Source organism: Pseudoxanthomonas sacheonensis (genome assembly GCF_010093305.1).
Lineage (GTDB): Bacteria > Pseudomonadota > Gammaproteobacteria > Xanthomonadales > Xanthomonadaceae > Pseudoxanthomonas_A > Pseudoxanthomonas_A sacheonensis.
In genome coordinates this window covers 89,541-105,003 of the sequence record NZ_PDWS01000008.1, presented here as the reverse complement: position 1 = coordinate 105,003, position 15,463 = coordinate 89,541, and the positions used below count along the sequence as shown (strand labels likewise).

The following is a 15,463-nucleotide window of genomic DNA, read 5'->3' as shown; positions in this document are numbered from 1 at the left end:
CGGCGAGTTCATCCGGCGAGCTCTTGAGCAACGAGCTCTTGAGCAACGAGTTCTTGGTAAAGATCCAGCGTGGCGTTCTGCATCGCACGCAGGGTATAGGGCATCCTAGCCAAAGGCGACGGCGGATGGGCCAGCAGCGCTTCGGCCTGCGCGAGCAACGCGGCTTCGTCGAAAGGCGGGGCCGCGCCTTGCGGCTGCAGTTCCGCCAGCAATTCGCCCACCCCGCCATGCGCCCAGCCCAGCACGGGGCGGCCGACCGACAGCGCTTCGATCACGGTGCGTCCGAAGGATTCCGGCTTGCGCGAAAGCTGGAGCACCAGGTCGGACGCGGCATAGGCATCGGCGATGCGGGCAGTGGCGGCGGCGAAAGCCGTCGCCTCCGCGATGCCCAGCTTGGCGGCCTCGGCTTCCATCTCGGCGATGTAATCCTCGCGCCCGGTTTCGCGCGCGCCGGGCAGCCATAGGCGCGCATCGCTGCCGCTGCGGCGCAGGCCGGCGAGCAGGCGCAACGCATCGATGTGGCCCTTCAAGCGGGTACCGCGACCGGGCAGCAGCAACAGGGGGCCTTCGCCCGCGAGCTGCGGGTGTTGGCTTGCGAACTCGGAACGCAGTGCCGGAGCGGGATACGCCGCGCGCGGAAACTGAGCCGTGTCTATCCCGCGCGGTATCACCCGCAACTTGCCCGCATCCGTTTTCGGATAGTGCCGCAGCAGATAACCGCGCACGGTGTCGGAAACGCAGATCACGCGTTCGCCATAAGTCATGACCGCGCTGTAGCGGCCGGGCGAATTGAGCCCATGCATGGTGGTGACGAAGTGCGGCTGTTGCGCCTGCTTGATGCCTTGTACTGCCTTCCAGCCCAACCAGGCGGGCAGACGCGAACGCGCATGCACGATGTCGGCGCGCGCGCCGACGAACAGTTTCCGCAGCGTGGGTATGTGGCGAAGGGTCAGCAACGACTTGCGCCCGATATCCAGCGCGATATGTTCGGCGCCGGTCTTCTGCAAGGCAGGCAACAGGCGGCCGCCCGCGGAAACGACGATGGCCCGGTGGCCGGCCCCGACCAGCGCCTGCGAGATCTCGAGTGTGGAACGCTCGACGCCGCCTGATTCGAGCGCGGGGAGCAGTTGGACTACCGTCAGGCGGCGCATCGGCGCGGTGCCCGTGCGCGCATGGTCAATCGGCAAGGACGAAATGCGAGCCGCAGTATGGGCATTGCACTTCCTTGTCCGGCGCATCCTCGATGGCCAGGTACACGCGCGGATGCGAGTTCCACAACGCCATCGACGGCAACGGACAGCTCAGCGGCAGGTCGCTGCGATGCACGGTGTAGCGCTTCTCGGCATTGGCGGGCGCGGTGGCGGTCTGGGTCATGGGGGTTTGGTCGGTGTTTCGGGGGTTTGCAGTCTAGCAGGCGGCTGTGGGGGCTGGAATGGAGGGATTGTGAGGGGTGCGACAGGTCAGGTCGGCAGACCAATGCACGCGGGACCGCTTCATCGCGAGCCCTCTGCTGCTCAGCCTCCTGCTGCAACCTCTCTGCCCATCAACCCTCCAATCGTCATCCCAGCGAACGCTGGAAGCGCTTTTCAACAGCCGAATGGCTGGTCATCCATCTTGATCTTGATCTTGCTTGCGCCTTCGGCTTTTGCTCTTTCAATACCCGTGAGGCGCGGCAAGCGGGCCGGGATAAACCCCGAAGGGGCGGCGCACAGGGATGTGCGCCGTTTTTGGAGCAGCAGGATGCTGCTTCCAAAAATTCCCGGCCCGCTTGCGGACCCAACGGCTCCATCGTTGGGCGCGTCGCTAGGGCGGCTTTCTTTTGGTTACTTTTCTTTGCCGTTCAAAGAAAAGTGACTCGCGCGTAGCGCGAAATGCTTTTTGCTTCGGAGAAAAATTAAAAGCTAGAGCAAGATCAAGAGCGCCCCTCCCCAATCCTCCCCTGCGCTGCGCTGCGCGCAAGGGAGGAGGCAGAAGCAGAAGCAAATGCAGGAGCAAAAGCAAGATCAAGATGGATCCCAGCTTACGCTGGGATGACGATCGAATTTTTCTTGGGGTTGTATGTAGGTCGCTCGTTCCCATTCGCGGGATGAAGGACAAAAGCAGAAAAGAAAGAACAAAAAAACGCCGGCTGCGAATCCGCAGCCAGCGTCCCAGAAGCCCATCGCTTGCGAGGCTTACTCGGCCTTCGGCACGATCGCCTCGGTGGTGATGCGCAGCGACACTTCGTCGCTCACGTTCGGCACGTAGTTGCCCAGCCCGAACTCGCTGCGCTTGACCGTCGCAGTGGCGTCGAAACCGACCGCCGCGCGCTTGGCCAGCGGCTGCACGCCCGCCTTGTTCAATTTGACCTCCAGCACCACCGGCTTGGTCACGCCCTTCACGGTCAGATCGCCGGTGACCTTCAGCTTGCCTTCGCCCGCGGCTTCCACCTTGGTGCTCTTGAAGGTGGCCGACGGATACTTGGCCGCATCGAACCAGTCGGCGCTGGTCAGATGGTCGTAGAACTGGTCGGCCAGCGCGCTCAAGCCGGTCAGCGGCAGCGTGACCTGCACGCTGGAAGCGGAAACCTTGTCGGCGTCGTAAACGATCGTGCCGTCGGCCTGGCCGAAGTTGAGGCTGGGATTGGAGAACCCGAAGTGGCTCCAGCTCGCCAGGACATTGGTGTGGTTCGGGTCGATCTTGTAAGTGACCGGCGCGGCGAAAGCCGAACCGGCGAAAGCGAACAGGGCGGCAACCAGCAGGGTCTTGCGCATGGCGGATCTCCTTGGGTGTTTGGGTGGGATGGGAACAGAAAACGGGTTGGAACGGAGTGAACTATTCGATGCGCGCGGCTTCGTCGAACGACAAGCGGGGCGAACGCACGAACACGCCCGCAGGATCGCCATAACCCAGGTTCACGAGGAAGTTGGATTTGATGGCGGTACCGGCAAAGAAAGCCGCGTCGACCTTGGCATTGTCGAAACCGGACATCGGACCGGCACCCAGGCCCAGCGAACGGGCGGCCAGGATCAGATAGGCGCCCTGCAGGCTGCCATTGCGGAAGGCGGCCTCGTGGCGATTCTCGCGCGGACCGTCGAACCAGGCCTTGGCATCGGTATGCGGGAACAAATACGGCAGCTTCTCGTGGAAGTCTTCGTCGTAGGCCACGATCACGGTCACCGGCGCGATCATGGTCTTGGCCAGGTTGCCTTCGGACAGCGCGGGCCTGAGCTTTTCCTTGGCCTCGGGCGACTTCACGAACACGAAGCGTCCCGGCGACATGTTGGCCGAGGTCGGGCCCCATTTCAGCAGGTCGTACAGCGCATGCAGCTGCGCATCCTCGACCGGGCGGTCCTGGAAGGCATTCTGGGTGCGCGCGGTACGGAACAGCTGGTCCAGCGCGTTGTCGTTCAAGACGTCTGACATGTCACATCCTTGGAGGGTACAAGTAGTTCAAAGGATTCGCGGGCAGCGCAAATCGAGGCGCGCAGTGTAGAGTGTCCCGGTAATGGCAACATCCGGCCAGTTCGGAACGGATTGTTTTAGTTTCTGGAACAAAGTCCCGCAGACCCATGGATTCGACACAGCTCTGGACCCTCACCGACGGTCATGCAGGAAACCGCCGCCAGGCCGACGCACTGGCCGTGGCCCTGGATTGCGGGCCTGCCCAGGACTGGCGGCTGCAACCGCGCCTGCCCTGGAGCGTGTCGGCGCCGCGCAGCTTCGCCGGCGCCGAGCATGCCTTCGGACCCGGCTTCGCGCAGGCCCTGTCGCAGCCGCCGCGGCTGGCCATCGGCTGCGGCCGCCAGGCGGCGCTGGCCACGCGGCTGCTGCGCGAACGCGGCAGCAAGGCGGTGCAGATTCTCGATCCGCGCATCGACACCAAATACTGGGACCTGGTCGTCGCTCCCGAGCACGACCTCTTGCAAGGCGACAACGTCATCACCCTGCTGGGCAGCCTGAATCCGGTCGATGACGCATGGCTGGCGCGGGCGCGCGCCGCATTCGCCTGGTTCGCGGAATTTCCGCAACCGCGTACTGCGGTGTTGCTGGGTGGCTCGAGCACGCACGCCCGGTTCGATCGCAGCGCATTCGAGGTGCTGGCCTCGAAACTTGAAGTCGCCCTGGCGCGCGAAGGCGGCAGCGTGATGATCACCGTGTCGCGGCGTACGCCTGCCGATCTGATCGCCGCCCTGCGCCACCGTTACGTGGAAACGCCCGGCGTGGTCTGGTGCGGGGAAGATGATGGCGCCAATCCCTACGAGGGTCTGCTGGCCTGGGCCGACCGCATCGTGTGCTCGCCGGATTCGGTGAACATGGTTTCAGAAGCCTGTGCGACGGAGGCGCCGGTGTTCGTATTCGATCCCATGCGCGTCAGCGGCAGGCCGCGCAGGTTCCTGGATTCGCTGCTGGCCCATGGCCGCATCCGCACGATGGATACGCAGCTGGCGCCGTTCGAAGCCGAACCGCTGCGCGAAACCGCGCGCGTGGCGGCGCTGGTGCGCGAGCGCCTTTCTTTGTAGGAGCTGCGTAAGCTGCGACCGTGGCATCGACGCATGCGGGAAGCGCGTTGCTAACTGAAAGTTTCGGGTCGCAGCTTACGCAGCTCCTACAACGCCGGGGGCGCTCCATTATCGAAGACCAGACCTTGCGCGCGCGCTGCGGCACTCACCACCAGTCGCGCGACTGTTACCGACTCGCTTTCCGGCAACAAGCGCGGACGCCGGTCCAGCGTACAATTCAGGCCTTCGGACACAAAATAGTCATGGATGCGCAGCAACGTTTGCGACTGCGTTTCGTCCAACGTTCCGGTTTTTCGCAGCGCGTCGATCAACCCTTGCGTATCGCGCGGACCCAGCAAGGCGGCATGCGAGGAGGAATCCCGCAGCACCAGGAACTGCAGCAGGAATTCCAGATCGACCAATCCCCCCGCACCCTGCTTGAGATCGAAGCGCGCCGCGTCGCTGCGGTCCAGTTCGGCGCGCATCTTCAAGCGCATGCCGCCTACTTCTTCCCGAAGCTTGCCGACATCGCGCGCTTGCGACAGAGTCTGCGCGCGGATCGCCTCGAATTCCTCCAGCAACGATGCGTCGCCGGCGACGCCGCGCGCGCGCACCAGCGCCTGGTGCTCCCAGGTCCAGGCGCGTTCGCGTTGATAGTCGCGGTAACTGGACAGCGAAGAGACCAACAACCCTTTCGCGCCGTCCGGCCGCAAGCGCACATCCACCTCGTACAGGCGTCCGGCGCCGGTGGCCGCGCCCAGCAAGGCCACCAGCTTCTGGGCCAGGCGCGCATACCAGCGTCCGGCTTCCAAGGAACGGGCGCCGCTGGAAACGGCGGCAGTATCTGCGTCGAACAGGAACACCAGATCCAGATCGGAACCGAAGCCGAGCTCTTCGCCGCCCAGACTGCCGTAACCGATCACCGCGAAACGCCCGCCGGCGACTTCGCCATGCGCCGCCACCACTTCGGCATGCGCCATGCGCAACACCACGCGCACCACTTCCTCGGCCAGCCACGCCAGCTGCCGGGTGCTGTCGCGCGCATTTTGGCGGCCGTCCAACGCCGCCAGCGCGATGCGGAAGCTCAGCGCAAGCCGCTGCTCGTTGAGCGCGCGCAAAGCGGTTTCGGGATCTTCTTCCTGCAGCGCGGGTTCGCATTGACGGCGCATGACTGCGCGGTCCGGCATGGGTCCGCCGACGCGCGTATCCAGCAGTTCGTCCAGCAGCAACGGATACAGCGCCAGGCGTTCGGCCAGCAGCGCGCTGCGCGCTACTACGTCCACCAACCGGTTCAGGGCGCTGGGCTGTTCGTCCAGCAGGGCCAGGTAACTGGCGCGACGTAGGATCGCGCGCAACAGGACCAGCAAGCGCTTGACCGCCGCATCGGGTTGCGAGGATCGCGCCGCGCCTTCAAGCAGCGCAGGCAGCACACGATCCAGGCGTGCGCGTGCGCCATCGGAAAGACCTAGCACCCCACTGGAATTGGCGAAGTCGCGCAGGGCCGCATCGGCGCTGGCCGGATCGACGAATCCCGCCGCCGCCAATGCCTCCGCATCGCCCGCGCCCGGCAGCGCGCGCCAATAAGCGGTCAGCACGCCCGGCGCCGCATCGCGCTGGCGCGGTGCCAGCAATTGGCTGAATTCCGCAGCGACCCGCTCGCGTTGCACCGCAAGCGCTGCGTTCAATGCGTTCCAATCCGGATAGCCAAGGCCCCGTGCGATGCGCGCGCGATCCAACGCGTTTTCCGGCAAGGCATGGGTCTGCGCATCGCGCAGCATCTGCAGCCGGTTCTCCAGTTTGCGCAGAAAACGGTAAGCATGGATCAGCGCGTCTCCGTCTTCCTGCGATATCTGCCGCGCTTCCATCAGCGCGCACAGTGCCGGAAGCAGGCGGCGCTCACGCAATGCCGCTTCCCGCCCGCCGTGGATCAGCTGCAGCGCCTGGGCCAGGAATTCGATCTCGCGAATGCCGCCCGGGCCGCGCTTGATGTCGTCGGCCAGTTCGCGGCGCGCGACTTCGGCGGCAATGGCGGCCTTCATGTCGCGCAGGCCATCGAGTGCGGTGAAGTCCAGATAGCGGCGGTACACGAACGGGCGCAGCGTCTGCAGCCATTGTTCGCCCGCTTCGGTATCTCCGGCCACCGCACGCGCCTTCAACCACGCATAGCGTTCCCAGTCGCGGCCTTCGCGCTGGAAGTACTGGTCCATGCCGGCGAAGGAAAGCGCCACCCTGCCCGCGTTGCCGAACGGCCGCAGGCGCAGATCGACGCGATGGCTGAAGCCGTCGACGGTCGGTTCGTCCAGAAGTTTGGCCAGGCGTTGGCCCAATCGCGCGAAGTAGTCTTCGGCCGCCAGCGGACGCGCGCCATCGGATTCGCCGCCTTGCGGATAGGCGTAGACCAGATCGATATCGGAAGAGAAATTGAGTTCTCCGCCGCCCAGCTTGCCCAAGCCGAACACGACCAGCCGTTGCGCGCTGCCGTCGGCGGCGCGCACCACGCCGTGCCGCTGGGCGAATTCGGTTTCCAGCGCCTCCAGCGCCGTGCGCATGCAGTTCTCCGCCAGCCGCGTGCTGCCGGCGAGGATCGCGTCCACCTCGTCGAGCTCCAGCGCGTCGCGCCAGACCAGGCGGGTGGATTCGGCGGCGCGATAAAGGCGCAGTTGCTCCGGCCAGGTTGCCGGATCGTCTGCCGACAGCAGCGGTGGAGCGAGCGTCCCGGCGCCGTCGTCGCGCTTCAGCGTGGCCAGCAATCCGGGCTGCTTGCGCAGCGTCTCCAATGCGAAATCGCTGGCGGCGATCACCTTGCCCACGCGTCCGGCGAACCCGCTGTCGTCCAGCAAAGCGGCCGTATCGGCCGAACGCGCGCGCAGGCTCGCCAAGCCGCGCCCGACCAGCGCGGCGATCGAGTCCGTTGTCTGCATAGCATCGTTTCCCATGGCCGGCGATTGTGTCACGCGCCGCGTCCGGCTTCGGCGAACGTTTCCACCAGCCAGTCGATGAACACCCGCACGCGCGGCGACAGCTGGCGGTTGCGCGGATATAGCAGCGATACCGGCGAAGGCGCGGGCGGATACCCGGGCAACACTTCCACCAGCGTGCCGCGCTGCAGGTCCGCTTCCAGGTTGTAGCGCGGCGCCTGGATCAACCCCAGCCCCAATCGCGCTGCGGCGGAGTAGCTCTCGGCCCCCGTTACCGAAAGCGTGGCCGGCAAGGTCACGTTGCGCGCGATGCCGTCCTTGACGAATTCCAGCGGCAGCAACGCGCCGGTGGCCGAGGAACGGAAGCCGACCATGCGGTGCCCCGCCAACGCCTCGATGCTGGCCGGCATGCCGAACTCGGCGAGATAAGCCGGCGAGGCGCAAGTCACTTCCGCCAGCGTCGCCACCCGCCGCGCCACCATGTCGGTGTCGCGGGGTTCGCCGACGCGCAGTACGCAATCGACGCCTTCGCGCACCAGGTCCACCCAGCGGTCGCCTTCGCCCATGAACAACTCGAGATCCGGATAGCGGGCCAGAAACGCGGGCAAACCCGGCAGCACGAAACGGCGCGCCAGCGTGCCTTGCACATCGACGCGCAGAAGTCCGCGCGGCTTGGCTCCCGCGAAGGCGGCTTCGGCATCCTCGATGTCGCCCAGGATCGCCAGGCAGCGCCGGTAGTAGGCCTCGCCGTCCAGGGTCGGGCTGACCGTGCGTGTGGTCCGCTGCAGCAGGCGCACGCCAAGGCGGGTTTCCAGCTGTTTGATGGCGTCGGTGGCGGTGGAGCGCGGCAGGCCCAGATCCTGCGCGGCCTGGGTGAAGCTGCGTTGCTCCACTACCCGGATGAAGACCCGCATCGCGTCGAATCGGTCCATGGATTGTTCGCTTTATCCGCCAGATTATTCCGGATATTGGTGGATTATCCGGCTGAGCGAAAGGCGCATCGTTCCCTCACCGGCTGCTGCCGGCTCCCAACACCCCTCCCAAGGACATCGTCATGAGCACTCCCGCTACTCCCCGCATCGCCCTGGTCACCGGCGCTTCCCGCGGCATCGGCGCAGCTATCGCCCAACGCCTGGCCCGCGACGGCCACTCCGTCATCGTCAACTACTCCGGCAACGCCGCGGCGGCCGAACAGGTGGTCCGCAGCATCGAAGCAGCCGGCGGCAAAGCCCTGGCCGCGCAGGCCGACGTGGCCGACGCCACGGCCGTGGCGCGGATGTTCGATTCGGCAGAAGCGGCTTTCGGCGGCATCGACGTGCTGGTCAACAATGCCGGCATCCTCAAGCTGGGCGCCATTGGCGCCAGCGACGACGCACTGTTCGACCGCCAGATCGCCGTCAACCTGAAAGGCACCTTCAACACCCTGCGCGAAGCTTCCAGGCGCATGCGCGACGGCGGACGCATCGTCAATTTCTCCACCAGCGTGGTCGGCACCAGGATGGAGAACTACGGGGTGTACGCCGCCACCAAGGCCGCGGTGGAAACGCTGACCGCAATCCAGTCCAAGGAACTGCGCGGCCGCAACATCACCGTCAATGCGGTGGCGCCCGGCCCGACCGCGACCGACCTGTTCCTGGACGGAAAGTCCGACGAACTGGTGCAGCGCTTGGCGAAGATGAGCCCGCTGGAACGCCTGGGCACGCCGGAGGACATCGCCGCCGCCGTCGCGTTCCTGGTCGGTCCGGATGGCGGCTGGATCAACGGCCAGGTGCTGCGCGCCAACGGCGGCATGGTCTAGAACCGAATAGGGCCTCCGCTGAAACTTTGATCCCGGCGTTCGCCGTGATGACGACCTTTAAGAATGGCGCCTTGCGTCGAGTGCCGGATGCTCAGAGCATGATCGCCACATCGGCCAGCGTACGCAGGTGCTCTGCAAGGCGCATGCTCAGGGCGACGATGGTGAAGGTGGGGAAAGCCCAACCCCCGGTCGGAAACACCGAACTGCCGACGACATAGAGATTGTCCACGCCATGCACGCGGCACTGGCGATCCACCACGCCCTGTTGCGGATCGTCCGACATGCGCGTGGTCCCCAGGTGATGGGCGGTGCCGCGAAGCTGCGGTGCGGCGCCGTCGCCTTCCTGCAACCAGGGCTCGATCCGGAATTTGCCAGCGCACGAATTGGCCAGTTCGGCCCCGAACAGATTCGCCGCGGTGCGGTAGGTGTGCCAGTCCAGTTCGGTCAGCCGCCAGTCGATGCAGATCTTGCGTTGCCCCAGCGCATCGACTTCATCGCCCAGCGTGACCCGGCTGTCCGGATTGGGCGCCTGTTCGAAGTAGCCGATCACGTCCACGTAATCGCTCTTGACCGTGGGTTTGTCCGCCCACTTGCGCCAGGCCGCATGAGCGATGTCCCAGCTGCCCAGACCGACACGCAGCCCCAGCTTGCCCAGGTTCTGCTTGCGCGGGGCTCCCCGCTGGCCGTCGCAAGCGTCGCCGGTTATCGCGACATGCGCTATTCCTTCCAGGGCGCGTGTTTCGTCTTGCGCCGGGCGGATTATCTTCTTGAGATCGCGCAACGCCTGCACGCCCTTGGGCACGGGCGCTTCCACCGCCACCGGGCGCACGCGTCCGCTCAGCAGCTGGTGCTCCTGCATGGCCTGTCCGGAAAGGCAGAGTTCCGGGAACGCAGGCGCCGGACCCTTGCCGCCGCTGCGGTCGTAGGGACGGGTAAGCGGATCGGGCGCGTCGGTGAACAGCGTGCCCAGCTTGCCGCTGGGGTGATCCATGAAATAACGCCCGACCAGACCGCGGTCGTTGCCCAATCCATTCGGCGCCGCCGAGCCCGACAACAGCAACAGGCGCGCGTTCTCGATGCCGCCGCATGCCAGTACATAGCTTCGTGCGCGGATCGTGCCCCTGCGGCCGTCCAGCGCGCCGATGCGCGCGTGGCGGACGCAAGTTCCCGACGCCACCGCCTCGAACTCCAGCAGGTTGGCGTGCAACAACACCGTGACGTTCTTCGCACGCTCGAGTTCGGACCGGTAGGCGTCGCCGAAGAAGACCGGACTGAGCACGAAATTCTGGTTGATGAGCTTGTCGGCGTCGAAGGAGACCGGTGGGCGCGCCGGCGGGGTCAGAAAACTTCCCTCCACGAAATCGTGCGTCTCGATACCGAAGACTTCGCGGGCGCGCCGGTAGTACGGCTCCAGGTCTTCGTAGTTCAATGGCCATCCGCTATGCGGGACCCAATCGCGCGGCCCCAGGTCAAGGCTGCTCAGCGGAATGCAGCCGCCGCCCCAGACGTTGCAGCTTCCTCCGAACGCACGCATCCGCGACGTGGCCGGATCCAGTTCGGGCGAGCCGATGGAAGTCCCTTCGTAAAGCTCCTGGTTTCTGTCCTCGCCGGCGAGCCCACCGCTTTCGACCAGGCAAACGCTGCGCGAGGTGCCAATGAAACTGCGCGCGATCGATATTCCCGCCGGTCCTGCACCGATGATGCAAACATCGACGATAAAGTCTTCCGGACTAGACCTGTCAAGGTAGTCGATGATCATTCGGTCTCCAGCAGGCGCAAGTCGCGCGCAGACCCCAATAGTGCAAACAACGGGTATCGGCATACCTCCCGGCCAAAGGACGTGCACGCCGCGCATGACCCGGCCCATCCGTTGTCGTGCAAGCAGTTGCTGCTGGAGTGAAAATCGCGTGAAAGCGAGGCCCTGGCGGCAATCACAGTCAGAGCGGGCAGGGTCTACATGCTCACGATCATGACCTGTCTGCGCATTGCGATTGCCTCTCTCCTTTTCAAAGGAGAGGAAAAACGCTTCGCGTGCACAGCGGAGAGGGTTCAACGCCGCGCCCGTCGGGGGCGTAGCCCCGACCTACGAAATTTGCCGGCAAATCCTAGTGCCCGGCCGACAGGAATCGCAGGCCCACTCCGGGCTCGGTGGCGATATATTTCGGCGTCGCGGCTTCATCGCCCAGCTTCTGCCGCAGCTTGCCGACCAGGATGCGCAGGTAATGCGTGTCGTGCTGGTGGGTGGGCCCCCACACTTCCTTCAGCAATTGCGGCTGCGTGACCACGCGGCCGGCGTGGTGCAGCAGCAAGGCGAGCAGCGTGTATTCCTTGCGGGTCAGCGACACCGGTTCGCCGGCAAGATGGACTTCGCGGCGCGACAGGTCGATGCGCAGGTTTCCGTCGTCGAAAACCGGCAGCGTTTCATTGCCTTCCGCCGCATGCTGGCGCAGCAGCGCGCGCACGCGGGCCATCAGTTCCTGCACGCCGAAAGGCTTGGTGACGTAATCGTTGGCGCCGGCATCGAGCGCGGCGACTTTCTCCGCTTCGCCTGCGCGCACCGTCAGCATGATCACCGGCACCTGCGACCATTGGCGCAGTTCGCCGAGCACCTCGTGCCCATCCTTGTCCGGCAGGCCTATGTCCAGGATGACCAGATCGGCACCCTGCGTGGCCAGCGAGACCAGGCCTTCTTCGCCGTTCGCGGCCAACCCTACCTGGTAGCCCTGGGCGCGCAGGCTGATGTCCAGGAACTTGCGGATCTGCGGTTCGTCGTCGATCACCAGCACCCGCGCCGGAGGCGTGGAAATCCGGGAAATCGGGTCGGTCTGGTCAGTCGGATCGGGCATCGCTCTTCTGCGGCAGCGGTTCTATGAGCGGCAGGGTAATCCGGATGATGGTACCGCGGCCATTCTCGCCCGGCAGGGCCTCCACGCTGCCTCCGTGCGCGCCGATCATGCCCTGGCTGATGGTCAGGCCGAGTCCGGTGCCGTGCCGTCCGCGGTCGCCGCGTTCCACGCTGTAGAACATGTCGAAGATGCGCGCGCGCTCCTCTTCCGGTATGCCCGGTCCGTGGTCGCGCACATCGATGCGCAGTTTGCCTTCGACCAGGCGCGCGTCGACTTCCACGGGTTGTTCGGGCGGCGAGAACTTGGCCGCGTTCTCCAGCACGTTGAAGAACGCCTGCTCCACCAGCGCCGGATGCACCCAGATGGGCTTCATGCCCGGCTCGATGCGTATCTCCAGCTTCACGTGCGGTTGGTAGCGAATGAGTCGGCTGGTCGCCGAACCGATCAGTTCGTCCACGCCGATCCAGTCGCGGTTCAAGGTCAGGCCGGTGTGGCCGAGCCGGGTCATGTCGAGCAGGTTCTGGATGTAGCGGTCCAGGCGCTCGCCTTCCAGCTGGATGGTTTCCAGCAGGCCCTTGCGGTCTTCGGCGCTCATCGCTTCGGAATAGTTGGCCAGGCTGCTGGCCGATCCGATCATCGAGGACAGCGGCGAACGCAGATCGTGCGAGACGGACGAAAGCAGTGCCGAACGCAGGCGCTCGGTTTCGCCGCTGACGCGCGCGCTTTCCAGGTCCGACACCAGCCGCGTGCGCAATGCGGCCTGGCCGATATCGTCGGCCATGGCTTCGGCCAGGCGGCGTTGTTCGAAGGCCAGGCGCGTGTTGTCCGCGGCGAATCGCAGACCCACCGCGCCCAGCGTGCCCCGATCGTTGCGCAATGGCAGGAACCACCAAGGCGAACCGGCCAGCGTGTCGGTGTAGCGCCCGGCGGCCTGTCCGTGGCGCTGCGCCCATTCGGCCGCACCCAGATCGGTGTCGGCGAGCTTCGCGCCTTCGGATGCGGCGATATCGTCGCCAATGCGGATCCAGGCCGGGGCGCCGAACGCTGCCTGCAAGGCGGAACGTCCGGCGGCCAGAACCTGTCCGAGATCGGCAGCGCTGGCCAGTTGCCGTCCCAGTTCCTGCAGGGCGGTGGCATGCGTGTTGGCCGCCCTCAACGCCACTACCTGCATGCGCAGCCTGGAGGCGAGCCGGCCGGCGACCAATGCAGCGACCAGGAACAGGAACACCGTCGTCACGCCTTGGCGCGCGCCGATTATGAAAGTGAAACGCGGTTCGATGAAGAAGAAGTTGTAGGCCAGGAAACACAACACGGCGGTGGCCACTGCGGCGGTCATGCGCGTACGCGCAGCAACGACTACGACAGCGACGATGAACACCATCGACAAGTCGTCCAGTCCCACCCAACTTTCTGCCAGCCATGCGACCACCACGGCCAGTACGGTGGCGACGAGCACCAGCGCCGAATCGTAACGCGTGAACGAGAGGCGCGACGCGTGCGATTCGCGGCGCGAGCGCGAGCGCGCCTCCGGCGTGTTGACGATGGTCAGCTCGAAGTGCGCGCCGCGCTGCAGCAGCTGCTGGGTGAGCGTGCGGTTGAACATGCGCGCCACGGGCCGTTCGCGCGTGCGTCCCAGCACGATGGCCGATACGCCGCTGCGGCCCGCGTGATCCAGCAAGGCATCGGCGATGCTGGTGCCGCGCAGCACTTCGGTGTCGGCGCCCAGCTTGCGCGCCAGGGCGAAGGCCTGGTCGAGTTCCCGCTGGCGCGCTTCATCGGCGACGCCGGTCTGCACGGTGACCACGGTCCAGGGCGCATCGCGCCGCTCGGCCAGGCGCCGCGCCACCCGCACCAGGTATTCGGACTGGCCAAGGCCGTCGATGGCCACCAGCACGCGGCGGCGCACGTTCATGCCGGAAATGCCGCGCGCGGCCTGGGTCTCGCGCAGATCGCTGTCGACGCGGTCGGCGGCGGTCTGCATGGCCAGTTCGCGCAGCGCGATCAGGTTGGAAGGCGAGAAGAAGGTCTGCAGCGCCTGCGCGGCCTGGTCCGGTACGTAGACCTTGCCCTGGCGCAGGCGCTCGATCAGTTCGCGCGGCGGCAGGTCGACCAGCACGATGTCGCGCAGACGGTCGAAGACGATGTCCGGCACGGTCTCGGTGACGCGCACGCCGGTGATGCGATGGACGACATCGTTGAGGCTTTCCAGGTGCTGGATGTTGATGGTGGTGTAGACGTCGATGCCGGCGTCCAGCAGTTCCACCACGTCCTGCCAGCGGCGTTCGTGGCGGCTGCCGGCGGCGTTGCGGTGCGCCAGTTCGTCGACCAGCACGATGGCCGGTTTGCGCGCGAGGATGGCGTCCAGATCCATTTCCTCGAAGATGCGGTCGCGGTATTCCAGGCGCGCGCGCGGCATCAGTTCCAGACCGTCGATGAGCGCGGCGGTTTCGCTGCGGCCGTGGGTTTCGACGATGCCCACCACCACGTCCACATTCTGTTTGCGCAGTTCGCGCGCGCGCAGCAGCATGGTGTAGGTCTTGCCTACGCCCGGGGCGGCGCCCAGGAAGATGGTCAGCCGACCGCTGCCTTCGCGGCGGAGTTCGCCGATCAGGGCATCGGCCTGGTGGGTACGGGGGTCGGTCATGCGGTCATTGTGCTCTTGGCCCCTCCTCCTGCGAAGGCAGGGGGAGGTTGGGAGGGGGTGCTGTTGGAGCATCGCTTGGTCACACAACCCCTCCCACTCAGCCGCTTGAAGCGGCTTCGAGCTCCCCTGCCTTCGCAGGGGAGGGGGCGGCGCGCGTCAGCGCAAGGCATCAAGCGCGAGATTGAGTCGCAGCACGTTCACGCGCGGCTCGCCGAGCAGGCCGAACTGCGGACCCTGCGTCTGCGCAGCCACCAACTCGGCGACCTTTTCAGGAGCCAGGTTCCGAGCCGACGCCACGCGCGCGATCTGCACCTGCGCGCCGGCCGGGCTGAGATCCGGATCCAGACCGCCGCCGGACTGGGTAACGAGTTCGCCGGGCACGTCCCGCGCGGCGATGCCGTCGCGTGCGGCCACTGCTGCGGTGGTCTCGTCGATGCGCTTGCGCAGGTCCGGATTGGTGCGGGCCTGGTTGCTGCCGGCGGCGGACATGGGGTTGTAGCCGGCGGCGGAAGGACGCGGCTGGAAATAGCGCGGATCGGCGAACGGTTGCGCGACGAGCGCGGAGCCGACCTGCTTGCCGTCGTGCGTCACCAGGCTGCCGGTGGCCTGTTGCGGGAACAGGCTGCGGCCGATGCCGGTGCCTGCCAGCGAATACAGCAGGCCCATGCCCAGGAGGATGACGAGGGCGAAGGTTAGCGAAGCCCTTAGGCTGCCCTTGTCATCGAGGGTGATCTGGTTGCTCATTGAATGAATCTCCGGTTGAAGCTTGTATTTGA

At 65.9% G+C, this 15,463-nt stretch carries 12 protein-coding genes; 2 read left to right on the top strand and 10 right to left on the bottom strand.

The window, feature by feature from the left end; all coding sequences use genetic code 11:
• Positions 1-8: 8 nt before the first annotated feature.
• The 4 genes from CSC73_RS09025 to CSC73_RS09010 form a co-directional block, all read right to left on the bottom strand.
• Complete coding sequence (locus CSC73_RS09025; RefSeq protein WP_163840158.1) at positions 9-1,151, bottom strand: glycosyltransferase; 1,143 nt, start codon at positions 1,149-1,151, stop codon at positions 9-11.
• A 25-nt stretch (positions 1,152-1,176) separates the two neighbouring features.
• Entirely contained in the window at positions 1,177-1,374 is a 198-nt protein-coding gene (locus tag CSC73_RS09020) for a zinc-finger domain-containing protein (protein ID WP_093283483.1), read from the bottom strand.
• 800 nt (positions 1,375-2,174) lie between these two features.
• On the bottom strand, positions 2,175-2,753 hold the full coding sequence (locus CSC73_RS09015) for a YceI family protein (protein WP_163840106.1): 579 nt from the start codon (positions 2,751-2,753) through the stop codon (positions 2,175-2,177).
• 61 nt (positions 2,754-2,814) lie between these two features.
• A complete protein-coding gene (locus CSC73_RS09010) occupies positions 2,815-3,405 on the bottom strand; it encodes a malonic semialdehyde reductase (protein WP_163840105.1) in 591 nt (196 codons plus the stop codon).
• Between the two features lie 146 nt (positions 3,406-3,551).
• Here CSC73_RS09010 and CSC73_RS09005 point away from each other — a divergent pair, with 146 nt between their 5' ends.
• Entirely contained in the window at positions 3,552-4,502 is a 951-nt protein-coding gene (locus tag CSC73_RS09005; RefSeq protein WP_163840104.1) for a mitochondrial fission ELM1 family protein, read from the top strand.
• Between the two features lie 86 nt (positions 4,503-4,588).
• On the opposite strand, the gene glnE is transcribed toward CSC73_RS09005, so the two are convergent.
• Entirely contained in the window at positions 4,589-7,417 is a 2,829-nt protein-coding gene (gene glnE, locus CSC73_RS09000) for a bifunctional [glutamate--ammonia ligase]-adenylyl-L-tyrosine phosphorylase/[glutamate--ammonia-ligase] adenylyltransferase (RefSeq protein WP_484573219.1), read from the bottom strand.
• A gap of 14 nt (positions 7,418-7,431) precedes the next feature.
• Positions 7,432-8,331: a LysR family transcriptional regulator gene (locus CSC73_RS08995; protein ID WP_163840102.1), complete on the bottom strand. Its 900-nt coding sequence runs from the start codon at positions 8,329-8,331 to the stop codon at positions 7,432-7,434.
• Between the two features lie 122 nt (positions 8,332-8,453).
• Between CSC73_RS08995 and CSC73_RS08990 the strand changes: the two genes are divergently transcribed.
• A complete protein-coding gene (locus CSC73_RS08990; protein WP_163840101.1) occupies positions 8,454-9,197 on the top strand; it encodes an SDR family oxidoreductase in 744 nt (247 codons plus the stop codon).
• Positions 9,198-9,288: 91 nt separating this feature from the next.
• Here CSC73_RS08990 and CSC73_RS08985 read toward each other — a convergent pair whose 3' ends face one another.
• The 4 genes from CSC73_RS08985 to kdpC all read right to left on the bottom strand — a co-directional run bounded on the left by CSC73_RS08985 (position 9,289) and on the right by kdpC (position 15,431).
• Positions 9,289-10,956: a GMC oxidoreductase gene (locus CSC73_RS08985; protein ID WP_163840100.1), complete on the bottom strand. Its 1,668-nt coding sequence runs from the start codon at positions 10,954-10,956 to the stop codon at positions 9,289-9,291.
• Between the two features lie 346 nt (positions 10,957-11,302).
• Complete coding sequence (locus CSC73_RS08980) at positions 11,303-12,043, bottom strand: response regulator (protein WP_163840099.1); 741 nt, start codon at positions 12,041-12,043, stop codon at positions 11,303-11,305.
• The gene (locus tag CSC73_RS08975; protein WP_163840098.1) at positions 12,027-14,687 is read right to left on the bottom strand and encodes a sensor histidine kinase; all 2,661 of its coding nucleotides are present in this window, start codon (positions 14,685-14,687) and stop codon (positions 12,027-12,029) included. The genes CSC73_RS08980 and CSC73_RS08975 overlap by 17 nt, the downstream gene beginning before the upstream one ends.
• 156 nt (positions 14,688-14,843) lie before the next feature.
• The gene (gene kdpC / locus CSC73_RS08970; protein WP_163840097.1) at positions 14,844-15,431 is read right to left on the bottom strand and encodes a potassium-transporting ATPase subunit KdpC; all 588 of its coding nucleotides are present in this window, start codon (positions 15,429-15,431) and stop codon (positions 14,844-14,846) included.
• Between the last annotated feature and the right edge of the window lie 32 nt (positions 15,432-15,463).